General features: G+C 35.3%; 22 protein-coding genes. 19 read left to right on the top strand and 3 right to left on the bottom strand.

The window, feature by feature from the left end; all coding sequences use genetic code 11:
* Window positions 1-47 precede the first annotated feature (47 nt).
* The 5 genes from H3Z82_RS11805 to H3Z82_RS11785 all read left to right on the top strand — a co-directional run bounded on the left by H3Z82_RS11805 (window position 48) and on the right by H3Z82_RS11785 (window position 2,428).
* On the top strand, window positions 48-446 hold the full coding sequence (locus H3Z82_RS11805) for a transposase (protein ID WP_182205709.1): 399 nt from the start codon (window positions 48-50) through the stop codon (window positions 444-446).
* An 8-nt stretch (window positions 447-454) separates the two neighbouring features.
* Window positions 455-781, top strand: a complete 327-nt coding sequence (locus H3Z82_RS11800; RefSeq protein ID WP_182205708.1) for a hypothetical protein — start codon at window positions 455-457, stop codon at window positions 779-781.
* Between the two features lie 9 nt (window positions 782-790).
* Window positions 791-1,291, top strand: coding sequence for a DDE-type integrase/transposase/recombinase (locus tag H3Z82_RS11795; protein WP_317172455.1), 501 nt, complete (start codon window positions 791-793; stop codon window positions 1,289-1,291).
* Window positions 1,292-1,664: 373 nt separating this feature from the next.
* On the top strand, window positions 1,665-2,102 hold the full coding sequence (locus H3Z82_RS11790; RefSeq protein ID WP_182205706.1) for a MauE/DoxX family redox-associated membrane protein: 438 nt from the start codon (window positions 1,665-1,667) through the stop codon (window positions 2,100-2,102).
* A 77-nt stretch (window positions 2,103-2,179) separates the two neighbouring features.
* Window positions 2,180-2,428: a DUF6520 family protein gene (locus H3Z82_RS11785; RefSeq protein WP_182205705.1), complete on the top strand. Its 249-nt coding sequence runs from the start codon at window positions 2,180-2,182 to the stop codon at window positions 2,426-2,428.
* Window positions 2,429-2,567: 139 nt separating this feature from the next.
* Here H3Z82_RS11785 and H3Z82_RS11780 read toward each other — a convergent pair whose 3' ends face one another.
* Genes H3Z82_RS11780 through H3Z82_RS11770 form a run of 3 tightly spaced genes read right to left on the bottom strand, consistent with a single transcriptional unit; the run spans window position 2,568 to window position 9,286 of the window.
* Window positions 2,568-4,868 carry a zinc-dependent metalloprotease gene (locus H3Z82_RS11780; protein WP_182205704.1) on the bottom strand — a complete coding sequence of 767 codons (2,301 nt, stop codon included), beginning with the start codon at window positions 4,866-4,868 and terminating at the stop codon, window positions 2,568-2,570.
* A 36-nt stretch (window positions 4,869-4,904) separates the two neighbouring features.
* A complete protein-coding gene (locus H3Z82_RS11775) occupies window positions 4,905-6,335 on the bottom strand; it encodes a RagB/SusD family nutrient uptake outer membrane protein (RefSeq protein WP_182205703.1) in 1,431 nt (476 codons plus the stop codon).
* 20 nt (window positions 6,336-6,355) lie between these two features.
* Entirely contained in the window at window positions 6,356-9,286 is a 2,931-nt protein-coding gene (locus tag H3Z82_RS11770; RefSeq protein WP_235982443.1) for a SusC/RagA family TonB-linked outer membrane protein, read from the bottom strand.
* A gap of 768 nt (window positions 9,287-10,054) precedes the next feature.
* Between H3Z82_RS11770 and H3Z82_RS11765 the strand changes: the two genes are divergently transcribed.
* From H3Z82_RS11765 to H3Z82_RS11700, 14 genes are all read left to right on the top strand, one after another.
* A complete protein-coding gene (locus H3Z82_RS11765) occupies window positions 10,055-10,372 on the top strand; it encodes a hypothetical protein (protein WP_182205701.1) in 318 nt (105 codons plus the stop codon).
* A 1,385-nt stretch (window positions 10,373-11,757) separates the two neighbouring features.
* Window positions 11,758-12,636 carry a 3'(2'),5'-bisphosphate nucleotidase CysQ family protein gene (locus H3Z82_RS11760; protein WP_182205700.1) on the top strand — a complete coding sequence of 293 codons (879 nt, stop codon included), beginning with the start codon at window positions 11,758-11,760 and terminating at the stop codon, window positions 12,634-12,636.
* 238 nt (window positions 12,637-12,874) lie between these two features.
* A complete protein-coding gene (locus tag H3Z82_RS11755; RefSeq protein WP_182205699.1) occupies window positions 12,875-13,501 on the top strand; it encodes an acetyltransferase in 627 nt (208 codons plus the stop codon).
* On the top strand, window positions 13,498-14,505 hold the full coding sequence (gene neuB / locus H3Z82_RS11750) for an N-acetylneuraminate synthase (protein WP_182205698.1): 1,008 nt from the start codon (window positions 13,498-13,500) through the stop codon (window positions 14,503-14,505). The genes H3Z82_RS11755 and neuB overlap by 4 nt, the downstream gene beginning before the upstream one ends.
* Window positions 14,502-15,665 (top strand): UDP-N-acetylglucosamine 2-epimerase, encoded by a 1,164-nt coding sequence (neuC, locus tag H3Z82_RS11745; RefSeq protein ID WP_182205697.1) that lies wholly within the window; start codon window positions 14,502-14,504, stop codon window positions 15,663-15,665. The genes neuB and neuC overlap by 4 nt, the downstream gene beginning before the upstream one ends.
* Window positions 15,652-16,560, top strand: a complete 909-nt coding sequence (locus tag H3Z82_RS11740; RefSeq protein ID WP_235982442.1) for a formyltransferase family protein — start codon at window positions 15,652-15,654, stop codon at window positions 16,558-16,560. Before neuC ends, H3Z82_RS11740 begins: the two co-directional genes overlap by 14 nt.
* Window positions 16,557-17,231, top strand: a complete 675-nt coding sequence (locus H3Z82_RS11735; protein ID WP_182205696.1) for a PIG-L deacetylase family protein — start codon at window positions 16,557-16,559, stop codon at window positions 17,229-17,231. Before H3Z82_RS11740 ends, H3Z82_RS11735 begins: the two co-directional genes overlap by 4 nt.
* Window positions 17,232-17,234: 3 nt before the next feature.
* A complete protein-coding gene (locus H3Z82_RS11730) occupies window positions 17,235-18,284 on the top strand; it encodes a nucleotidyltransferase family protein (RefSeq protein WP_182205695.1) in 1,050 nt (349 codons plus the stop codon).
* The gene (locus H3Z82_RS11725; protein ID WP_182205694.1) at window positions 18,285-18,959 is read left to right on the top strand and encodes an acylneuraminate cytidylyltransferase family protein; all 675 of its coding nucleotides are present in this window, start codon (window positions 18,285-18,287) and stop codon (window positions 18,957-18,959) included. It begins immediately after the preceding gene.
* On the top strand, window positions 18,959-20,398 hold the full coding sequence (locus H3Z82_RS11720) for a lipopolysaccharide biosynthesis protein (RefSeq protein WP_182205693.1): 1,440 nt from the start codon (window positions 18,959-18,961) through the stop codon (window positions 20,396-20,398). Before H3Z82_RS11725 ends, H3Z82_RS11720 begins: the two co-directional genes overlap by 1 nt.
* Before the next feature lies 1 nt (window position 20,399).
* Window positions 20,400-21,443, top strand: coding sequence for a polysialyltransferase family glycosyltransferase (locus tag H3Z82_RS11715; protein ID WP_182205692.1), 1,044 nt, complete (start codon window positions 20,400-20,402; stop codon window positions 21,441-21,443).
* Window positions 21,436-22,644 (top strand): EpsG family protein, encoded by a 1,209-nt coding sequence (locus H3Z82_RS11710; protein ID WP_182205691.1) that lies wholly within the window; start codon window positions 21,436-21,438, stop codon window positions 22,642-22,644. The genes H3Z82_RS11715 and H3Z82_RS11710 overlap by 8 nt, the downstream gene beginning before the upstream one ends.
* Window positions 22,641-23,771, top strand: coding sequence for a hypothetical protein (locus H3Z82_RS11705; RefSeq protein ID WP_182205690.1), 1,131 nt, complete (start codon window positions 22,641-22,643; stop codon window positions 23,769-23,771). Before H3Z82_RS11710 ends, H3Z82_RS11705 begins: the two co-directional genes overlap by 4 nt.
* Before the next feature lie 6 nt (window positions 23,772-23,777).
* Window positions 23,778-25,106, top strand: a complete 1,329-nt coding sequence (locus H3Z82_RS11700) for a phenylacetate--CoA ligase family protein (protein ID WP_182205689.1) — start codon at window positions 23,778-23,780, stop codon at window positions 25,104-25,106.
* The last annotated feature ends 48 nt before the right edge of the window (window positions 25,107-25,154 follow it).

The raw sequence follows: 25,154 nt of genomic DNA, 5'->3' as shown, positions 1-25,154 counted from the left end.
TGTATGTCCCTAGTATAGGTTGACCACTTTAAACAAAGTGTAAACTTATGAAAGCAAACATTAAACTATTGAAAAAGCAACGCATTTATTCGGATGAGTTTAAACTACAAATTGTAAAAGACTTTGAATCGGGAGAATTCAGTGTAACTCAGTTGGAGAAATTGCATAATATAAGTAATGTATCGATTTACAAATGGATTCATAAATTTTCTACCTTTAATGAAAAAGGTTCAAGAATTGTAGAGATGAAAAACAGTAGCACCCAGAAGATGAAAGAACAACAGGCTCGAATAAAGGAGCTTGAAGCCATAGTTGGGCGCAAACAGATCAAGATAGATTATTTGGAGAAGATGATTGATATCGCAAAGGACGATTTAAATATAGATATCAAAAAAAACTTCAGCACTCCACAATCAACTGGTTCAGGACACATAAAGAAAAAATAAGCTTTAGTATGAACCAGCTTTATCACACCATAGGCATAAGTAAACAAGCTGTCAGTCAGTATGCACGGCGACAAGCAGTTTTCGATGGCCGAGTGTCTCAATTAATTTTAGAGGCAGATGATCTTCGGGAGGACCATCCTGGTTGTGGAGTTGAAAAGATGTACGATATATTAAATCCGGATTTTATAGGTAGGGATCGGTTTATAGAAACCATGATGGATCTCGGTTACAGGATAAAAAGGAAGAAGAATTATAAACGTACAACAATAGCAGGCAAGAAGTTTTATCCCAATCTAATAAAAGGCTTAAGAATAAACGCACCAAACGTATTATGACAATCGGATATAACCTATTTGCCACTTAATGGCAAACACTATTACGCTGTGTTCATAATAGATGTTTATACAAAAAAGATTGTTGGATTTATAGTATCGGATAACATGCGGGCCCAAGCCAATTTAGAAGCTCTTAAAATGGCGCTAAAGGAAAATAATGCACCTGAGGTTCATAATTCGGACAGAGGAAGCCAATACACTTATCATAAGTATATAGATTTATTGGTAAGCAATGGAACCAAGATAAGTATGTCCTTAAGTGGATTGGACAATGCATATGCGGAACGTATCAATAGAACTATAAAGGAAGAGTATCTAGATTATTGGAAACCTGAAACATTCCTTCAGTTAAAACAATGTGTAGCGAAAGCTGTAAAAAATTACAATGAAATAAGAACACATAAAAATTTACCGAAAATGAGCCCAAACAATTTTGAGGAATATTGGTCGACCTTGAAACCTGAAGATAGACCAAAAACAACTATTTTTAACAATGAAATAAATAACTAAAAAACGGTCAACTCTATTCAGGGAAGTACATGTTGATTGAGGATTTTTGAATAACGAATAACGAATAACGAATAACGATTTACGATTGTTCATTGAAGATTGAGATTTTTGAATAGTAGAATAATGAATTAGCATCCATCTCGACGGAGCCTGGCGACAGAAGAAGGAGTGCGGGGATGTGTCTTAAAAAATCATTGAGAGCCTTTGCCATTGTTGGTGTTTTTTACCAACAATTTCTAATTAAAGAGAGTCTCATTATTGTATATATTCCAAATTTCATACATGGAACTTATGAAAAATCCCTTAGGGACCATCGGTTATCCTTTTGAAAACATTACAATTCACGAATTTTATTCCTACTTAAGATTCAGTTATGAAATTGAAATGGGACATATTGAGAAACTACTTCGTAGAGATTGGTATTTATTTGTGTGCGTTCTTATTTGTGTATGCCGCCGTGAGCAAATTGATGGACTTTGAGACTTTTGAAACCCAGTTGGGGCAATCTCCGTTATTGAGTGCTTATGCCAAACCCGTGGCCATTGGGGTGCCATTGTTGGAGTTGCTTATATCGTTTTTCTTGATGTTTAAGCGCACCAGACGGATTGCTCTTTATGGTTTTTTTGCCATGATGGTGATGTTTACTACCTACATAGTCATCATCCTGAACTTTACTGATTTTGTGCCTTGCTCTTGTGGTGGGGTGTTGGAAGCCTTGGGATGGAAAGAACATCTGATTTTTAATAGTCTCTTTATTGGAGTTGCGTTAATCGGAATTTTTGTTGAAAAGGAAGCAGAAACTTATAAGTAACATAATACTACGTAGTGACAGGGGGAAGATCGAAAACCTGTAAAAAGAGTAGATCATAACTTATAAATTTGAATATTATGAAAACAAAATTTTTTAAAAGTGTAATGCCGTTTTTAGTAATGATTTTGGCTATTGGGCTGTCGTTTGCAATGGATGCAAAGACCTCCACTACTATGGGTTACTATTTAGACCCTGCATTGGGAGTTCAATCTGTTCCCATAGGAATAGAATGTCAGCCTCGAACTGGTTTTAATTGTGAATTCGACGGCTTTCAATTGTATGCAGAAATGGAGTTAATGAATCCATTGCGAAAATTAAATCCGTAATTTACTATGGTTATTTTTAAAAGAAGGTGCCTTATAAGGCACCTTCTTGGTTAACGCAAAAAACAAAAACTTAGGTATAGTTGGTTTTTTCTTATAAGTAAGATAGCACTGTACAAAACAATGAGTGGGTTACACATATTTAGATTGTATTCAGTTTTTCGAGACATAGGTGCCAATGGCCCAAAGATGCATTTACCTTTTTGTTATCCAATCCGTTTTGAATACGATCCTTTAAAATCATTAATTGTTCCATAATGTAACCTTTGGTATAGTCGCTATATGCAAAAGCTTTGCGAGCTGCAGTTATAGTCTCTCTTTCCTGCTGTACCATCGAAATCAACTTTTCAATATAAGTCATTTGTAATTCTTGATTTCTAGGTTTTACACTTGAATGCAAACTCTCTAAATCATTGAATAGTCCATATTGTAGTTTTGTCAAATACATAGGTAATGCTCCTTCATAGCCCTCTAAGGATTCTAAATATTCAAAACGTTTTGTTCTTTTGGCCTCTAATAATTCAAATAAGAGCCGTTGTTGATATTCTAATAATTTATCAGGAAAAGTTGAATATTTAATTTTTTTATAAAATTCTGGTCGGATCAACCATTCAGGAAGATTAAACGCATTCATAAATAGAAAATCAAGTGCATCATCTTGAGTTTCAGACGGAATAGGCACATACATGTTTCCTGTTTGATTAATAGATTTGTAATGTATGTCATACCCTCCAATCAGAGAACCAACATACATCATTTGATCGAACCACACTTCTAAAGTTTTAGCATATAAACGTTCTAAACGGGCGTTGTCTTTTTGATCATTGCAGACTTCAGGAATCAATTCAACAACACGTTTTAAATTTTTTAATGCCATTTCGGTACTTTTTACTGGGTTGCGAGTTACTATAACTTCGTTCATACGTGCCGGTCCGATAGATTCATGGCCGCCATAATCATACCGATACCATGGAATAGAGTCCTGCTGACGTATGATGAGTTCCAATGCAGCTCGCTCTTCTTTAGGAGAAGTTCCAGCTGGAAATTGGGTATAAGCCCAACGTATATTGTAATGATCCATAGGTCCCACTTTTTGAATGAGAAGCGAAGGAGGTATGCTATCTTCTGGTTGAGCTATATTATTTGACCGGGTATAGTTCATGACACTTGGAGTGTGTCCCATAGTATTTACCCAATCGACATTACTTATGAGGTCAATTGGATAGCTAAACTTACCAAAGTTTGCATCCATTAATCCAAAAACATGCCCGGCTTCGTGGGCCACCATTGTTTGGTACAATTCGCCCAAAAGGTCATCTGGAAATGGAAATTTTTGAGCTCTTATATCCAAGGGCGCTGATTTTACAAAATAGCGTTCTGAATACTCTTCTCGCGAGATGGCCATATAAATATCACCCTTAAGAATTTCACCCGTTCTCTCATCAACAATAGTGCCTACGGTGCCTCCAAAAACTCCAAATTCAGAACCTCTTAGCCTGAGTGAATCTCCCCAGTATATTACAGACGTATTAATGCTATGGGCTTGCCATTCACTTAAGCTATCTACTTCTTTTACCACTAAGGCATCCCTAAAGCCAGCTTCTTCAAAAGCTGGTAGCCATTCTTCAATACCGGCTTTAACATAGGGTCTCCATTTTTTAGGTATGTCTGGTGACATAACAAAGGTGATGGGGTTTTTAGGTCTGCTAATAGCTTGGTCTTCATCGTCTTTCTCTAGGCGCCATCTCATTATGTTAGCTCGACGATTTTCCACACCATATGGAATGTCTAGAAGTTTTTCATTGAAAAAACCCATGCGAAAATCATAAGGTCTTGCTTTCATTGGTTCTCCAAGAGCGCAGAAGGAAAAATACATGGGGAGTGATATTTTAGCTTGGTCCATTAATACTCCTTTTCGGATTTTTATGACCACTTCCTTATCCATATTGGCAGAATCCAACACCATGCTAATTTGAGGAACTGCGGTTTCCGAAAATCCTTGGCTCCATGGGATATTTTGTTCAAGAAGAAGTGATGTAATATTGATACGATACTTATCGCCCTCACTCTTTGCTTTTTCAATTGGAAATATTGCAAGGATGTTATCTGAAAGGATAAGTTTAGGCTTTATCGGCAGTATTATCCCGGCCGTAGAGGTTATGCTCGGAACCTTCAATAGAATTTTATCCTCAAGTTTTGACCAAATCACTTGCATGTATTTATGGTCATATTTATTGTCATATCTCACAAATATAATAGGTTGATTTAATATGCGCCTTGGGATTTCTAAGTAGAGTTGATTGCCTTCTATCAGAGAAGTAATGAAGGGCACCAAATCGGAATTTTGCACAGTGGTTTTATTGCCTTGTAAAGATGTGTTCGTGGGGTAACAAAAACCTGTAGTATATATCAAAAACAAGCATGTCGTAATTATATGTTTCATGTTTTTAAAATTAGTTTTATGAAAAGAGATTGTACTTTAGTAACCATTATTTTGAGGTAATAAATTGGGGTTAATTGATAATTCCTTTTCTGGAATTGGAAAAAGAAGATTGTAATGCTCCCAATTTGATTTAAGTACACTTAAAACTTCTGGAGCCTTGCCAGTACGTTTTAGATCGAACCATCTATGGCCATGCTCAGAAAATAATTCTACCTGTCGTTCTTGGAGGATAGCGTCCAAAATCTCGTTTAGCGAATTGGCTGTAGTATTTGACAATCCTGCACGGTTTCTAATAACATTGAGGTCTTGCTGAGCGCGTGCAAAGTTTCCTAGCTTTGCCATAGTTTCAGCGCGAATCAAATACTGCTCGGCCAGTCTAAAAAGAATAGAGTATTCTAAAGACTCCATTTCATGAAATAAAAGTTTGTATTTATGTGCATATTTTAATGTGACGTCATTGTCTGTGTTAGACTTGGTACCTATCCAATTGATATAACGTAAATCGCCATTTTCAAAATTTGATAGTAGTGATTCGCTCAAAGCATAATTTTGACCAGGAATCCCTTGGATTATTAACTGATTGGCTTCCTGTGTGTTTTTTGGATTGACGCCTGGTTTTAACTGCCATATGGTTTCTTGAGAAGTTTTCAGGAATACATCGTCTAAATTTGGTTCTATGGCATAGGCCTCAATTACTTCTGTAGCCAAGGATGAAGCAAGATCCCATTTCTCTGTGTAAAGATAAATTCTTGCCAATAAAGCCTTCGCAGTATTTTGGTCAGGAATCACCCGTTCACCAACTTTGTTTTCTGTATTTTTTAGAAAATCAATGGCATTTCTAAGGTCTGCTATTATGTGTTCATAGACTTCTGATTCAGCAGTTCGAGATATCTCTTGGTTTTTTAAATAATCCGTGGATGTAATGTAAGGTATCTCACCAAACAAGGACACCAAATGACTGTGGATATACGCTCTTATAAAAAGTGTCTGACCGGTCAAGCTTTCTCGTTTTTCGAATGGTATATTATGTGAAGCTTCTAATCCTTTTAAAATATCATTGGATGCATAAATTAGATGATATGCATGATTCCACCAACTCAATAGAATGGAATTCTCATTAGCAACAGTATGGTTATAAAATTCATGATAGCTATGATTGGTGCCATAATAATCCAGCTCGTCAGCATAAATTCCCATCAAAGTTGTCAATCCGAAATTGCCACTTACCATGCCTTGGTCTCGAAGTTTATAGTAGATATTTGCCAATGCAGATTCTACAGTAGCTGGATCGTTGAATACGGTTTCCGAAATGAGAATGTTTTTTGGTGAATCTACTTCCACAAAGTCCGAGCAACCAAGTAGCCAACATCCCAAAAGGAAGAAGGCTATTTGATTTAAATAATACTTAAATTTCGATAAGTATTTTGATGGCCATAGGAAGTAGGCCAAATAAAGTATGTCTTTCATTTTTTTTTTGTGTTTTAATGTTAAAAGTCTATTTTTATTCCAAGGGTTATTTGTTTTAAAGGAGGTAGGGTGTTATAGAACGACTGTTCTGGATCAGGTCCTCCAAAATTGGTAAATGTTAGTAAATTCTGACCCTGTAAGTACACATTGATATCAAAAGTATTAAGTGTGGGTATATAATAGTTTAGGGATACATTGCGCAATCGGATAAATGAAGCATCTGATATCGCGGCATTGCTTTGTTTTAGAAAACTACCATTATCTCGTCCACGAGATAAACCTCCTGACGCCATTTTAATGGGATTTGTGTCGCCTGGCTGTTGCCATCTATCTAGCAGTTTTATAGAAGCATTACCTTTAAGGCCGGGGGTTGCTTGTACTACAAATTCATTAAATGCTTTTTGGTTTTTGAATTGCAAAAACATATTAAGTGTAAAGTTGCCGTAACTTAAAGTATTGCTCAATCCGCCATAAAACTTAGGTGAAAGATCCTCAAGCCACTGTCTGTCTTCTGGACTACTAATGTTTCCATCACCGTTGTAATCTTCAAATTTATAGCTTCCAGTTTCTTGGTCTACCCCTAAGGCATTGTATAACTTTAGGATAGAAAGTGGTTTGCCAATGATATATTGGTTAGAGAATGTGGATGTTTCAAGTCCGTCAAATTTTATTAGTTTATTTTTGGGTACCGCAATGTTAAATGCGGCCGTCCATTTAATTTTTTCTTGAAGTAAATCAATTATCCGAAAATCAATTTCAAATCCTGAGTTTTCAACTGTTGCATTGAAATTTCCTGTCAGAGTTGAAAATCCTGTGGTTGCAGGTAATGGAATACCAATCAACTGATCAGAAGACCGGTTTCGATACCAGGAGGTGTTTATGAATAAACGTTCTTTGAAAAAGCCGAGTTCCAAAGCCAATTCCAGTTTTTTATTTGATTCCCATCCAAATAAAGGATTGAATATTCCTGTTGGCTCTAGAACTGTTATCCCATTGTAATCCAGTCCCGTAACATTGTAGGTGTCTAAAAACTTATAGTTTCCAATATTATCGCTTCCAGTAACTCCATAGCTGCCACGTAGCTTTCCAAAACTTAGCAGGGAATTCTTGTTTAAAAAGGCTTCTTCAGAAAAGAGCCAAGCGATTCCTGCCGCTCCAAAGTTTCCAAATTGTTTTCCAGGTCCAAATCTTGAAGAACCATCTCTACGACCTGTTAAATTTATAATGTATCTCCCTAAATAGTTCATGTTCAAACGTCCAAAAATTGCATTATAATTATATTTGCTGTTGTCATCCTGGAGTACATTTACATTGTTTGCTGCTGTTAAATTTAGAAGTAGATTATTATTTGGGAAGCCTTTTCCATTTTGAACAAATTGGCTACCTGTCTCTTGTTGGAAAGTCGTGCCAATTAATGCGTCTAAGGTTGTCCTTCTCCACTGTTTGCTCCAATGTAATTGTGGCTCTACAATCCAAGATTGGCGCTCAGAACCATTAGTGGTTAGAGACGAATAACTTTGGGGAGTGAAGCCGAATTTTGGATTCCTTGCGGAGCTTGGTAAAGTTCTATATGAGTGCAAACTATAATTGTTATGACCCAGATTTGATTTCAATGCCAGATTCGGTAGTAGTTGAAAGGAAATTAAAGAATTGAAAAAAAGAGTATTTGAGGAAGCTTCATATTGTTCGTTCAAAGAAGCAAGAGGGTTGTCCCATGAATTGTTCTCCCAATTCAGATTTCCTTGTTGATCATATAAAGCGGGTGCATTCGGTTCAAGAGAATAAGCAAGGGACGTAAAGTCAGATCGAGGTAAGTTGTTTTTTTCGTTGGAATAAGTAGAGGAGAAATCAATTGAGAAGCGGTTATTCATGGAACGATGATTTAATGAACTAAACACCGTCATCTTTTTGTACTTGGCATCTCCGGGAAATACCGTGGTTTCTTTGTTATAGGAGCCGCTGATCAAAAACCTTGTTTCAGCGTTTCCTCCTAAGACAGAGAGTTGCGCATTATTTCGATGAGCAGTACCTCCTATAAGTTCCTTTTGCCAGTTTGTATAGCGATTTTGATCCCAAGATTTAACGTCCGGCCATATGTAATCATAGGCTGGATCGTTCAATAAAGTTTGATATCCATCATTTATTATTCCTTCGTTACGTGTTTCTAAATATTGCTCGGTGTTCATAAGGTCTATAAAATGTGACACTTGACCCACACCACTGCTGATATTTGCTTTGAACTGTGTTTTACCTGTCCCTCCTTTATTCGTTGTAATTAACACCACTCCATTGGCTCCCCTAGAGCCATAAATGGCTGTGGCATCACCATCCTTTAATACTTCAATACTTTCAATATCGTTAGGGTTTATAGCGTTTAATGGACTAATATTTCCTCCAGTGATTTGAGCAGATACGCTGTTGCTTCCTAAAGATTGTGAGCTAAATGGAACGCCATCAATTATAAAAAGTGGATCTGTCCCGCCATTAATAAAGTTCTTTCCCCTAATTTGTATATCATACCCTCCACCTGGCACGCCCGTGGTTTGTACAATATTTACTCCTGACATGTAACCTTGCATAGCAGCTAACGGGTTATTCACAGGCTGCCCCTCGATCTCCTTCGCTGTAATCCTAGAAATACTCCCCGTCCTTTCACGGTCAGTAGTAGTGTAATAGCCTGCATTGATTTGCACCTCTCCTAGAGCTGTTACATCTTCCTGGAGTGTGACATGTATGGTTGTGTGGCTTTGAATTGGAATCGTAACCGTAGTATACCCCAAATAGGATATTTGGAGCGTGTCTGTCGGTTTGGCGGTAATGTTGTAGCGACCATCAAAGTCTGTGACTACGCCAGTTTTTGTGTTTTTAATAAGCACATTGGCGCCGGAGATGGGCAGGTTGCCATCGGTAACCTTGCCAGATACCAGTATTTGTTGGGCCGTGAGTGGCATAATAGAGGTTAGAAAGAAAAGACAGCAGATAAAAATACGCCGCCACCTTATTGAATTATGATTATTTATCATAGTTTTGTGTTGGTTAAAGTGATACAATTGTTTTAACTTAGCCTGCTCTGATGTCCTCGAAAACTAAGAGCGGGTTTTTTTATTGTAAGCCAAAGGCTTAGGTGACTTTATGTTATATCATAGGCTTTATGTGTTTTAGTTTTTTAGGGAAGAGGGGCCGCCACCTTTTTTACTCTAAATTCCAACCAACAACGGCCCGTTCCCAAGACTAATTCTAATTAATCATTTTTCATTGTTATTATTGGTGCTATTAATACTTTAGGTTGGAGGATTTTTTTGTCTACAACTTATATCTGCATAGGCAAATGCTTAAAAATTTAATAACTAATTCTAACTGTTTTAGTGCGAAACTTTTAAAAATAGAAGAGCAGTGCTAAGAATAAAGTGAGTAGAACCTTGAATAAAAAAAGGCGTGGAACTCAGCTTACACGTTTTCAAGGTACTGGTATACCGTTGCACGAATAAGTGAGCTCACGCCTAGGTCGTGAGCATCTTACTTATCATCTCGTGCATTTTAAAAATTACCAGTTTTTGAAAACGAGATTCAAAGCGAATGCTTCTAATTTTTTAGAAATGCTTTCGCAAAATTATAAAATAGGTATCCTAAAATATAAGATACGTAGTCAAATATATAAATAAAATATCGATACGCCAAACCGTACCGATATTTTATTTTAGAAATAGTTTATTGCCTATATGAAAAAGGAGTTAGTTACATCTATAAAATATAAAATTGCAATTAGCTTACATAGACTATTGGACTCCAGAAAGAAAGATAAATCATTTTCTTCTATAGAAGAAGAGGGTGTTAATAGTTATAATGAGATTGCTTTAGCAGTAGATGTTAGAAAGGCCACTGTCTCAGACGCATTTAATGCAAAATCAAAATCAGGTCCAAATTCTACTACCGTAATTATGATTGTTGAATCTTTAGGGTACACGATGCTAGACTTTGCTACCATTTTTGATTCAATTTCGGAAGCAGACATTGTCGAGTTTAAAAAAAACCAATAAGATAATACGCTTTGTTGATTTTTTCCACTAACAACGTTAGGCCTTTATAGAGAATGGGACGTCATTTATTAATTGGAAGGTTGTACCTAAAGATTGCCGCGTCGCTCCTTCGTCGCTTTCTACCGGCAGGGCAGGGATGCAGGACGAAGCAATCTCAAAGTTTTGGCGCCATAATAAACAGATTACTAACAATTGATTGTTTTTTAATTTAGGTGTTAGTGAATGCTTCACACTTGACACGTCGCTCATCCGTCGTTTTCTGCTCAGGGCAGGCTATTCAGGGTGACAACGCAATGTCAGGGTAAGCGCTTCCGACTATTCGGAACGAACCCCGTAGTTGGACGAATTGTATTTTTACTGGACAATTTCTTTGATTTGGGCTTTACCCCCGTCCCTTAAAGGGGTGAGGTGGATTTGGCTGCTCAGTGTCAGGGTGAGCGCTTCAGACTATTCATAAGGAACCCTTTTATATTTAATGAATTTTATTGGTGCTTATCCAGATATTGGATTGGGTATGAGATTTGGCTTGACCCCCTGCCCCTAAAGGGGTGAGGTGGGATTTGGCTTTCATGTATTAGGGTGAACGCTTCTGACTATTCGGAAGGAACCCCTTTATTATGACGACTTTTGATTTACTGGACAACTTCTTTGATTTGGGCTTTACCCCCTGCCCCTAAAGGGGAGAAGAGAGATTTGGCTTCACAATGTCAGGGTGAGCGCTTCTGACTATTCGGAAGGAACCCTTTTGTTATAACGAATTGTATTTTTACTGAATAATTCCTTTGTTTTGGGCTTTACCCCCCTGCCCCTAAAGGGGAGAGGAGAGATTTGGCTGTCCAGTGTCAGGGTGAGCGCTTAGACTATTCATAAGGAACCCTTTTATATTTAATGAATTTTATTGGTGCTTATCCAGATATTGGATTGGGTAAGAGGTTTGGCTTTACCCCCTGGCCCTAAAGGGGTGAGGTGAGATTTTGCTTTCATGTGTCAGGGTGAGCGCTTCCGACTATTCGGAACGAGCCCGTTATTTATAACAAATTGCGTTTTACTGGACAATTTCTTTGATTTGGGCATTGCCCCCGTCCCCTAAAGGGGTGAGGTGAGATTTTGCTTTCATGTATTAGGGTGAGCGCTTCTGACTATTCGGAACGAACCCCGTTAGTTATGCCGAATTTATGTTATTGTTTATCAATATATCAGCGTTATCAAAGTGACGTAAATGCTAAGTATAAAAAAGTAGTAAGCTGGCCTCAAATAATTTAAACTACCTTTACGGGTGCTTAATTATTAATTTTAAACTGAAACTCATTAAATTTCCCTGATTAGTGTTGACCGTTGTTCAAAAATCAACATGCTTCAATCGTTAATCAAATCCCTAATTCCTCATGCCTAATTTTTTACCCCTACAAACCGCCATCACTGCCGCCTTAGAAGCAGGAAAAGTCATCTTGGACATCTACAATTCCGATGATTTTGAAGTTGAGCTTAAAGAGGATCACTCGCCTTTAACCAAAGCTGATACTGCTGCGCACCATGTTATTATGGCGCATTTAAGTGCTACGGATATTCCCGTACTATCTGAAGAAGGCAAGGCTATTCCGTACACTATTCGAAAGGATTGGAAACAACTTTGGATTGTTGACCCGATTGATGGCACCAAGGAATTTATTAAACGCAATGGCGAATTCACCGTCAACATCGCCCTGATTGAAAATCAAAAACCCATATTGGGAGTCATTTTTGTGCCCGTTTCAGGAGACTTGTATTTTTCGTGCCTCGCCCTGCCCGCGGAAGTCATTCACGCGGACGGCAGGCGGGCTAGTTCAATTTCAAGTTCAACGTCTATCTCTGGCGCATTTAAAGTGAAAGTAAAGGATCTCAATCACTATAGCATAGAGGCCTTAATAGCGGCCGCTGCACAACTCCCTCTTCACAAAGCCAACAACAACTTTACCATTCTGGCCAGTCGCTCACATCCGTCTGAAGCCACAGCAACGTATATCCAAAAGATGCGTCAAAAATACGGGGAGGTCAAAATCGTTGCTAAGGGCAGTTCGTTAAAGTTTTGCTTGATTGCGGAAGGGCAGGCCGATTCTTATCCGAAATTTGGACCTACAATGGAGTGGGACACCGCTGCTGGGCAAGCCATTTGTAAGCAAGCTGGAGTCGAGGTTATTGATTGGAAGACGATGCAGCCCTTGAGATATAATAAAAAGAACCTGTTGAACCCGTGGTTTGTAGTACAAAAACAAATGCCATTTTAAAATGGTAGTTTCTTAATAATGTTGTAGTTTTGCACACTTTTAAAGCGCTTTTGTGGCGTTTTGTCTTTTAATTTAAAAGATTGATTTTCATCATGTTATAAAATATAATGTGACTGATGGCGGCGAAGCCGTGTTCAGACTGAGCCTCTTAGTTGGAAATTATTTCGGAAATCAAGTTGCTTAACATATGATGAGGTTATTTGGAGTAATAGGTTTATGATCTCAGAAACATCTTAATATGAACAGTACTAAAACAATTTTAGCAGGATACTCTGGGCATGGATACGTAGTCACGGAAGCAGCTTTACTTTCCAATATAAAAATTGATGGTTATCTTGAACCAAAAGAAGTTTTTCCGAACCATTTCAATCTAAATTATTTAGGCTTTGAAATGGATCCTAATTTTGAATGGGATAGAGATATTAATTTTATATTAGGAATGGGGGATAATCAGATAAGAGAAAAACTTGGGAGATTTATAAAATCCAAATCCAAGAAAATTTTGAATATTATACACCCATCAGCCTCAGTTACGAAAATGTTAACTTTGGGATCAGGTAATTTTATTGCCAGAAATGCTGCCATAAATCCACTCGTTGAAATAGGCGATTATTGTATCATAAATACAGGAGCAATTATAGAACACGAATGTGTTATTGAAAATGCAGTCCATATTGCGCCAGGTGCAGTATTGGCGGGGAATGTTAAGGTTTCCGAAAATGCTTTTATAGGGGCAAATTCCGTGGTAAAACAAGGGGTGACGATTGGGCGGAATGTTGTTATTGGTGCAGGAAGTACTGTTATTAGGGATGTTCCTGACCATCAAGTTTGGATTGGAAATCCGGCAAAACTACTTAAAAAATGAACAAAACATTGATTATCGCAGAAGCAGGGGTCAATCATAATGGGAGTATTGACACCGCCAAACAACTTATAGACGTTGCTGCGGAGGCAGGTGTGGACTATGTGAAGTTTCAAACCTTTAAAGCCGCTAAACTTGTTACGAAATCAGCGGAGCGCGCCGAGTATCAAAATACAAATACTAAAAACAGCGATTCTCAATATGAAATGCTCAAGAAATTGGAGCTTTCTGAAGCAGATCACTTGGAATTGATAGCTTACTGTCAAACTAAGAATGTAAAATTTCTATCTACTGGCTTTGATTTGGATAGTTTACAATTTCTCGCTGATATTGGAATCACCTTAGCTAAAATTCCCTCTGGTGAAATTACCAATTTACCATATCTGGAAAAGATGGCAGAATTATATTCTGAGTTTATTCTTTCTACAGGGATGGCGAATATACAGGAAGTCAAGGATGCCTATCAAGTCTTGATTGAAGCTGGTGTTAAGCCTTCAAGCATCACCATATTACATTGTAACACAGAATACCCTACGCCAATGCAAGATGTCAATTTAAGAGCCATGTTGCATATCGAAAAAGAGTTGGGTACAGCTATAGGATATTCCGATCATACTTTAGGAATTGAAGTGCCAATTGCTGCTGTGGCTTTAGGAGCGACAGTCATTGAGAAACACTTTACTTTAGATAGATCATTGCCAGGTCCAGACCATAGAGCGTCTTTAGAACCTACAGAATTAAAAGCGATGGTTGCATCCATCAGAAATATTGAAAAGGCGATCAGTGGGAGTGGTATCAAAGAACCTTCTGATTCGGAATCGAAAAATAAAGAGATTGTTCGTAAAAGTATTGTAGCGCAAGGACCAATAAAGAAAGGTCAAACATTTTCAAATAATAATTTGGCAGTGAAAAGACCTGGTTCAGGAATTAGTCCAATGAAGTGGAATGCTATTATTGGAAAAATTGCTAATAAAGATTTTACTGATGATCAACTAATAGAGCTATGAAAAGAAAAGTTTGCGTCATAACTGGTACACGAGCAGAGTATGGGCTTTTATATTGGACAATGAGAGCCATTGAAAGTGATATAGATTTAAAGTTGCAAGTTGTTGTGACGGGTATGCATTTATCTCCAGAATTTGGAAACACCTATAAAGAAATTGAGAACGACGGTTTTCAAATTGATAAAAAGGTTGAAATGTTGCTGTCTTCCGATACGCCTGTGGGAATTTCTAAGAGTATGGGCCTGGGCATGATTTCTTTTGCAGAGACCTTTGAGGATTTAAAACCAGATATTATTTTAGTCCTTGGCGACAGATTCGAGATTTTCTCTTCTGTAAGTGCAGCCATGATTGCCCGTATCCCTATTGCTCATTGTCACGGTGGGGAAGCAACGGAAGGCTTAATAGATGAGCCTATTAGACATTCTATCACCAAAATGTCTCACATACATTTTCCTTCAACGTGTGCTTATCAAAATCGAATTATTCAATTAGGAGAAACTCCTGAAAATGTGCATAATGTTGGTGCACTAGGAATAGAAAATATTAAAAAACTAAAACTTTTAAGTAAGGAAGATTTTGAGGAATCAATTAACTTTAAACTGGATGAGCAACATCATTTTTTGGTCACATTTCATCCTGTAACTCTTGAGAAGTCTACCGCTGAGAAGCAGATTAGCCAATTATTAGAGGTGTTCGAAGAAATGACAAATGTTAAAGTAATTTTTACAAAAGCAAACTCTGATACTGACGGTAGAATTATAAATACTCTCGTTGATGAGTTCGTGAAAAAATATCCAGGTAAATCGGTTGTATTCGCATCGCTTGGACAGCTTCGATATCTTTCTGCACTGCAGTTTATTGATGTGGTTGTAGGAAATTCTTCTAGTGGCTTGATTGAAGTCCCTTCATTTAAGAAGGCTACTGTAAATATAGGAGACAGACAGAAAGGTAGAATAAAAGCTGAAAGCGTAATTGACTGCGATCCTGATAAATTGAGTATATCAAACGCTATTAGAAAGGCTTTGTCTAAAGATTTTCAAGAAACTCTTAAAAAGGTCGCTAATCCATATGAAAAGGAGAATTCTTCTGAAAGTATTGTTTCAATTTTAAAAAATGTTGAATTGGATAATTTAATTAAAAAGAAATTTTATGACCTTGAATAAAATGAAAATACTTTTTATTGGCACTGTAGATTTTTCCTATTCATGTTTAGAACATTTAATAGATAATAATTTTAATTTATGTGGAGTCATAACAAAAAGGTATTCGAAGTTCAATTCAGACTTTAAGGATTTATCTCCCCTTTGTATAAGTAATGATATTCCCCTTTATTTTGACGAAAGGCTTAATCCTCAGACAAAGGAAGAATTTATAGCTGAACATCGCCCTGATATAATATACTGTTTTGGATGGTCTCACATTCTTCGACCAAGTATTCTTAATGCCGCAAAATATGGTGTAGTCGGATTTCATCCTGCACTTTTACCAAATAATCGAGGTAGACACCCTATTATATGGGCTTTGTGTTTAGGTCTGGATAAAACTGGTTCTACCTTTTTTGAAATGGATGAGGGCGCTGATACCGGTGATATTATTTCTCAGCGTGATATTAAAATTTCACCGCATGATGACGCAGCCACATTATATGAGAAGATCAAAGTCAGTGCTTTAAATCAATTATTAGAATTTTCTTATATCTATGAGAATGAGGGTGAAATTTCTAATAAAGTAATTCAAAACAAAATTCTTGGAAATAATTGGAGAAAAAGAGAGAAGATGGATGGGAAGATTGATTTTCGTATGACTTCAAATGCCATTTATAACTTGGTTAGAGCATTAACTCACCCTTATGTTGGAGCCCATATAGAGACCAACAATGGTGATGTGAAAGTTTGGAAAACTTCTATTTCCGAAGTTGAATATCCGAATAATTTAGAGCCGGGAAAAATTCTTGATATTTCAGATAAAGGTGAAGTTGTCGTTAAATCTTATGATGGGGCAATCGTTTTAATAAGACATGAGTTTAAAGAATTACCTAAAATAAATGAATACTTATGAGTAAAAATGTTATCATAATTTCAGCGCATCCCGATGATGAGATTCTTGGAGTCGGAGGTACTCTACTAAAACATAAAATGAATGGAGATTCTATCTATTGGTTGATAACTACTACAGCATACGAGAAAGATGGATTTTCTGAAGAATTTTTAAAATCCAGACAAGAGGAAATTAAACAAGTAGCCAAAGAGTTAGGCATAGTAAAAACATTTATACTGCCTTATCCAACGATGGCTTTGTCTTCGTCAAGTTTAATTACTATGGTGCCTGAAATTTCAAAAATTTTTACGGAGGTAGAGCCAGAAGTAATTTATTGTTTAAACCGATCTGATGCGCATTCTGACCATCGAGTAACCTTTAATGCGGTAATGGCTTGTACTAAATCTTTTAGGTATCCTTATATAAAAAAGGTTTATATGTATGAGTGTTTATCGGAAACTGAATTTGCTCCAGTATTAGCAGAGAAAGCATTCTTGCCAAATCATTATGTTGATATCTCGGATTATATGGAAGATAAGCTTAGAATAATGGGCATTTATAAATCAGAATTGGGGATTCATCCATTCCCTCGAAGCTTAAAAAATATTGAAGCACTAGCCACATACAGAGGTGCTAGTGCGGGCGTTATATATGCGGAAGCTTTTCAACTTGTAAAATCAATAGACAAATAGACTATGAACAAAATAAGTCGACATGTTATAAGAGAAAATGCGAGTGTCAGAGAAGCTCTTATTAAATTAGATATACTTGCAAGTGATGCTATATTATTTGTTACAGATACTGAGAATATTTTATTAGGCTCCCTGACGGATGGAGATTTAAGAAGAGGGTTTATTAAAGGACTCGGTTTTGAAGATGCGTTATTGAAATTTATTCAGCCTAATCCTTCTTTTATTGTAGAGGGAGAGTTTGTTATGGACAAGCTTGAGGAGTATAAGGCTAAAAATTTTAAAATAATTCCAGTTCTAAACCATACTAAGCAAATTGTTGAAGTTATCAATTTTAGGGAACAATCCACTATTATTCCCGCCGATGCTATTATTATGGCAGGAGGGGAGGGCAAACGTCTTCGTCCATTGACTGAAGCCACACCGAAGCCATTATTGAAAGTGGGGGATAAACCTATTATAGAATATAATATTGATAGATTACAACAGGTTGGTGTAAAGAATATTACCCTCAGCATCAACTATCTAGGAGATCAATTGGTTGATTATTTCGGAGATGGTGAAAGTAGAAGATTAAATATTCAGTACGTTCGCGAGGATAAGCCTTTGGGCACTATCGGTTCTATATTGTTAGTAGAAGAATTTTACCACGAGGATATAATTGTGATGAATAGTGATTTGCTGACCAATATTGACTTTCACGATTTTTATAAGTGTTATAAGGATTCTGGAGCGGATATGGCCGTTGCGGCAACCTCTTACCATGTTGATGTGCCATATGGTGTGTTGGAAGCTGATGAATCAAATAAGGTCCTTTCCTTAAAAGAAAAGCCTCGATACACCTACTATTCCAATGCAGGGATCTATATCCTTAAAAAGCATCTCTTAAAAATGATTCCACAAGATGAATTTTATGACATCACCGATCTCATAAAACGAATTTTAGAGATGAATTTAAAAATGCTTACGTATCCGATAAATGGCTATTGGTTGGATATTGGGAAACATGAAGATTTTGAAAAGGCCCAAAATGATGTAAAGCATATCAGATTCTAAATGAAACCACTAATTATAATTCCAGCAAGAGGAGGATCTAAGGGAGTACCAGGTAAAAATATTAAATTATTGAATGGAAAACCTTTAATTCAATATACTATTGAAGCTGCACTAGAAATAACCACTAAGGAAAATATTATCGTCAGTACGGATAGTCCTGAAATAAAATCTGTGGTTGAAGAGATAGGCATTAGAGTGCCGTCGTTACGTCCAAAAGAACTTGCTACTGATAGGGTAGGGACTTATGAAGTCTTACTTCATGAAATAAATCAATTAGAAAAAAAAGGGAAATTCTACGATTATTTAATTTTTCTTCAGGCTACTTCTCCATTTAGAACTGGTAAACAGATAAAGGAGGCGTTAAAATTGTATAATGACAATATGGATATGCTTGTTTCTGTCAAAGAAACAAAAGCCAATCCCTATTTTGTTTTAAGGGAAGAAGATGAAAAAGGTTATTTAGTACCTTCCAAATCCTTTACTGCGGATCGTCGTCAAGATGTGCCCAAAGTTTGGGAGTTGAATGGAGCCATATACATTATTAACACCAACACACTTAAAAAAAAGCCAATAAATCAATTCACTAAAGTGAAGAAATACGTTATGGATGAGTTTTCTTCAATTGATATTGATACGATGATGGATTGGCAATTGGCTGAAAAACTCTTGGCTTAATGGCTCACTCTTTAAGAGCTTCTGGAAAAGCTGGCATGCTTTGGTCTTTTTTAATACAAGGAGGAACTCAAGCCATCAATTTTGTTGTGACTGTACTTTTAGCCCGACTTTTAATGCCGGAAGAATTTGGCCTTATTGGGATGATTGCCATTTTCATAGCAATCAGTCGTGCTTTATTAGATGGTGGTTTCGTTTCGAGCTTAATTAGGACTAAGGATGCTGATAATGTAGACTATTCCACAGTTTTTTTTGTTAATCTTATCAGTTCAGCTTTTTTATATGGACTCTTATTCACAACTGCTCCGTTAATTTCGGAGTTCTATGAAGAAGAAATTCTAATTAAATTAATACGAGTAGTAGGTTTGATTTTGATTATAAATGCATTTTCATTAGTACAATCAACGAAACTAAATAAAGAATTACAGTTTAAAACCCAGTTTAAATTACAATTACCTTCTTTAATTATTAGTTCATTAGTAGCGATATGGATGGCGTATAATGATTATGGGGTTTGGAGTTTGGTCGTAAAAGATCTTGCTTATGCATTACTAGCAACTCTGCAGCTTTGGTGGTATGCCAAATGGATGCCGAGTTTTGTCTTTGATAGAGAAAAATTTAAGTATCATTTTAATTTTGGTTATAAACTTTCTTTGACCCAAATTATAAACACCAGTTTTAATAACCTCTACAATGTGGTTATAGGGAAGTATTTCTCCGCTGCTCAGTTAGGGTTCTTTACCCGAGCAAGATCTTTAGAACAATTGCCTACATTGTTTTTTTATAATGCTTTCAATCGCGTATTTTATCCTTTATTAGCAAAAGTGAATGATGATAATCAGCAATTAAGACGAGTGTATTCTCAATTGATGATAATCGTAGTGTTTATAGTAACTCCCATTCTGGTGTATTTAGGTGTGGTTGCTGAGCCATTTTTTAGATGGCTCTTAACCGAGAAGTGGTTGCCAGCAGTGCCGTATTTTCAATTATTATTGATTTCGGGAATCTTTTATCCTATCCATCAATATAATCTCAATATCTGCAAACTCAAAGGACGAAGTGATATGGTGCTTAAGTTATCTGTGTTACAAAACATTATGTTGCTTGTTGGTGCGTTTAGCGCGATTTGGTTTGGCATCTATGGGCTCTTGTATAGTTTAATTGTAATTAATATCCTGATAACTTTTATTAATGCTTATTTTTCTGGTAAATTGATTGAGTATGGCTTAAGAGATCAATTGAAAGATATATTACCAATACTAGGCCTAAATGCTTTTTTAGGACTAATCTTGTATATTTTACAAATAAAAAGGTTTAATAAACTTCCAGACTTAGGTAATATGGGAGCGAGTCTTACCGTTTTTTTTACTTTGTATATATTGACCGCATTTATTTTAAAGATGAGGGTGCTACAAGATGTTATAAAACATATTAATAAATAAAATGAATAAACGGAAAAATGTATATGTTGTATTAACAGAATACCAATTTCTACAAGCGCTTAATATATCGACTAGTGTTTATGCTTCTTCCAATTATGAAAATATTATTTACATTGCAAGAAACGGTAAAAGATTAATGGGCATTAATTCAGAGAGAAATTGGAGCATAGATAATACACTGGTAAATATCCTAGATCGAAAAAGTCCAAATGAGATTGCAAACTCTATATTGGATGAAAAACCGCAACACTTTTTTATATTTCAAGGCAATTTACCGTTAAATGTTTTTTTAGGTGCTACATTGTCAGAAAGAGGAGCTGAGATTTCTTTGGGTCCAGATGGATATAACTCATACGGTGTTTTTAACAAAAAACATGCGTTTTTATCACTTCTTAAGGATTCTTATAAAGCTAACATTTACTTAATTAAAAATAGATTATTTAATGGCAACATCTATCTTTTTGATTATTATAAGTACGGCAATCAGCGGTTTTTAGATAATATTTGGATAACTCATCCAGAGCAATATATACATGTAGCAAAGAACAGGCCTACTGTTTTAAAGTTGCCAAAATTCAATGATACTTGTATAGAATTTATAAAAACTTGTTTTGAATTTAATGATAGCTTTCCAACTCACGATGTTATTTATTATTTTAACCAGCCCCTCTGGCCTGAATTGATAGATAAAGAGTTCGATTTTCTGAAAGGCGTTTTAAATAATTTTCCAGATAAAATTATAGTTTTAAAACTCCATCCGCTTACCTCTGAAAAAACTAAGAAAATGTATCGATCATTGAATGGTTTAAAAATAATAGAATCTTCAGTACCAGCAGAGGTAATATTGATAAGCCTTAAAAACTGTATTGTTTTTACAGGATGGTCGTCCGTATTGATAACTGAAAACAATACTTGTAATTATTATTTTAATTATCCTATTTATAAGGATATAGACTTAAAGTTTTTAAATCAATCTTATCCCATAATTTTAGATCATATAACTTTGGTGAACAAGCCGGAATTAATGAGATTTCCAAATGGATAGGCAGGTTAAGGCAATATCAATAATCTTATATGTACTATGGCCATTTTCTGCCGTGGTCATTGGACTAAGGAATTTCGATTCTGCATTTGGTAGAAAACTCTTAATCGCTGCGTTTGCTTTTTTGGGATACACAGCTATAGATTCTGGAGATTTAGAGCGTTATGCAACAGTATATTATGAAGCAACTAATGATCAACTAGGGTACTTATTCGATATGTTCTTAAATCTTAAGGCAGGTAAATTCTTTACTGATTTCACTGCTATGCTTTTTTCTGTTTTTGATAATCATCATATTTATTTTGCTTTTTTATTTGGGTTTTATGGTTACTTTCTAGTAGGTGCTGTTAATTTACTACGAATAAAAGTGCTAAAAAAATCAAGCTTTCCAGTTTTAATTGGATTTGTGACCTTTGCTTTCTTTTATTCCATTTTGACTGTTTTCAATTATGCATTTTATACAGGAGGCATCTATTTCTTATACTTTCTATTACAGATAATACTAAATGAGAACACTAAAAAATATTTTTTATTGATTTTTGTAACTCCTTTGTTTCATATTGGATTGACGCCTCTTTTATTGGTCCCAATGTTTTTTGTTCTTTTTAGACAACGCACTAACTTATACATTTTATTACTTATTACATTTACAATTTTATCACAAACTTTTTTATTAACAAATGTTCAAACTAAATTACAAGATAGTGATACCGTGTTTGAGGAAAAGTTTAGAGCTTATGGTTCTGAAAAAGGAATGGAGCGTATGGATAATCGCTATGCCGAAGGTTATCAGACAGGTAATTCGAATTATAGACTATTTAAAGATATAAGAGAGATTACCAACAAATTGATTATTCCCTTGTTATTATTTGTTTTATACATGAACCGTAAAAAATATCATGATGATAAAACCTTACTGGATTTGCTTAATTTAAGCATTGCATGCATGGCCATTACAAACTTAATGCTTAATATATCCCAAGGAGAGCGATTTTACTTTTTTAGTGGTTTTATGGTCTTAGCTACTTATATTTATTTTCTTCAAAAAATAAATTATTCCGCATTAAAGTTTAAGCCGCTCATGTATTTATTAATTCCATGTTTACTATTAAACAATTTAGTGTCTTTAATATTGGTTAAAAATTTGATTAGTGTCAATTTTTGGTTTTCTAACTTCACTTTTGAATTATTTAGCATTCTATGATAAAAAAAATTAAATCACAAGTTTCTCGGAATTTTACAAATGCCCGAGGATGGCGTACTGATCGAAAAATAATTGTCATTGAAAGCGATGACTGGGGAAGTATTAGAATGCCGGATAAGAGAACATATAACAAGCTCCAAAATTCAAGAATAGGTAATACTTTATCCATGTATGACAAATTGGATAGTTTAGAGCGACGTGATGATTTTCAAATCCTTCTTGAGGTCGCAAATCAATTTAAAGACAGCGAAAATAATCCATTGGTTTTTACGTTAAACACGGTTATGCAAAACCCCGATTTTGTTAAAATTAAGGAGTCTGGCTATAATAGGTTTTTTGGAGTGCCCTTCCATCAGTCATATCAGCAATATTATGGAGATAAATTACAAGACTTATGGACAAAAGGAATAGATGAAAAATTGATAAAACCACAGTTCCATGCAAGAGAACATCTAAATGAGTACTTGTGGTTAAAAGATCTAAAACTTGGTTTTAAAGACACATTATTAGGTTTTGAACATGATTACTTTGCCTTAAAGACAAAAACATCTTCTAAATTAAGAAATCACTACTTGGCCACCTATTTTTCTGAAACAGAAGAAGAGTTTAAAAGAGTTGCTGCCGCAACAACTGATGGTTTAGAAATGTTTAAAGATGAATTTGGATTTAACTCAGAAACATTTATTGCATCAAATTATTGTTGGCCCGTAGACTTGGAATCCATTTTAGATAAAAGTGGAGTACGAGGGTTACAAACGTTGCGCGGTAATTTGGAAACGGATTATACAACAGGTAAATCTTCAATAAAAAGATTCTATACAGGTAAAAGGAACACATATAATCAATTATTTACTGTGAGGAATGTGATTTTTGAACCTTACTCTAATCCAAATAAGAACTGGGTAGATTCCGCAATGAGCGAAGTTGAGAATGCTTTTTTATGGAAGAAACCTGCTATAATATGTATGCATAGAATAAACTTTGTCAGTGAAATGAATATAAAAAACAGAGATGATAATTTGAAAACCTTGAAAACCCTTGTATCAAGAATTATACAATTCTATCCAGATATAGAGTTTATGTCATCGTCTGATCTATCGAATTTAATACACAAGAACAAAAACTAAATTGCCATGTTTAGTAACACAAGAAAATCTTTAGCTATTTTATATAAATCTCTTTTTAACCAGAGACAAATCAAGATATATAATAATCTTAAAAACAGGGATATATTGAAATTTACTAAAAATTTAGATTATCAAACTTTAAAACTTGCAAGAGTGCTTAAACTTGCTTCGACAAATGTTGAATATTATCAAGGTTTAAATCATCTTCGATTAGGTAGAATTTCCTATGATGAGTTTCAAAAAATCCCATTAATGACCAAAGACATAATTAGGGAATATAGAAATTCTCTTGTTAATGAGAATTACAAAAAAATGTCTGAAGTATTTCGAAACACCTCAGGAGGTTCAACGGGCGAACCCGTTGAGTTTTATAAAACAGAAGAACAAGCGCACTATGGAACCGGAAATTATTGGCACGCGCTCCATTTAAATAAAGTTGATATAAATAATAAATCTATTAATTTATGGGGGGCACAAAGAGATATGCATAATCATAAACCCTCTTATAATATAAAATCTTACCTAAATGATATTACCAACTTAAATACTTTTGTATTAAGTGATGAAATCATCCAACAATATATTAAAACAATAAATCAAATAAAACCCCCATTTATTAAAGCTTACGTACATTCAATATATGATATATCAAAATTTATAAATAAGAATAAAATAAAGATTGAGTTTACACCTACAATCCACTGTACTACAGGGCCACTTTATCCTGAGATGAGAAATGAAATAAGGGCAGCATTTAATAATGCTTATGTTTATAATTTTTATGGTTCTAGAGAGGTTTCTGCAATTGCTACTGAAATTTTCAATGAAAAAGGTCTGTATGTTCTCTACGATAATGTTTTTGTAGAGATTTTGGATGATAATGACAAACCAGTCAAAAATGGGGTTGAAGGTAATATTGTAATAACCACTTTAAATAACGATTATATGCCTTTGATTCGTTATAAAATTGGGGATCGTGGAATCAAAGGAGATGACTTGATTTATGGAACTCTCAAATTGGATAATGTTACTGGTAGAACATTAGGCGTAATTCATAAAAAGGACAAATCGAAGATAGATGGTCAATTTTTCACTAGTTTATTCTTTAATAAAGACGGTATCAAAAGTTTTCAGATTGTTCAAAAATCTCTTTATAATATTCAATTGAATATAGTGAAATCTGATAAATTCTCAAACAAGCAGTTAGATGAAATTATTGATAAAATTAAACATGAGTTGGGTGATGATGTTATAGTAAACTTAGAATTTAAAGATCAGATTGATTTAACTTCTACTGGAAAAATCATGTATGTATATTCCGAAATAGATCTATAGTAATTAGTGTCAAATGAAAAAAGTCCTCTTCATATTACCTACCTTAAG

Source organism: Gelidibacter maritimus (assembly GCF_014062315.1).
In the GTDB taxonomy this organism is placed as follows: Bacteria; Bacteroidota; Bacteroidia; order Flavobacteriales; family Flavobacteriaceae; genus Gelidibacter; species Gelidibacter maritimus.
This window is presented reverse-complemented; position numbering and strand designations above follow the sequence as displayed.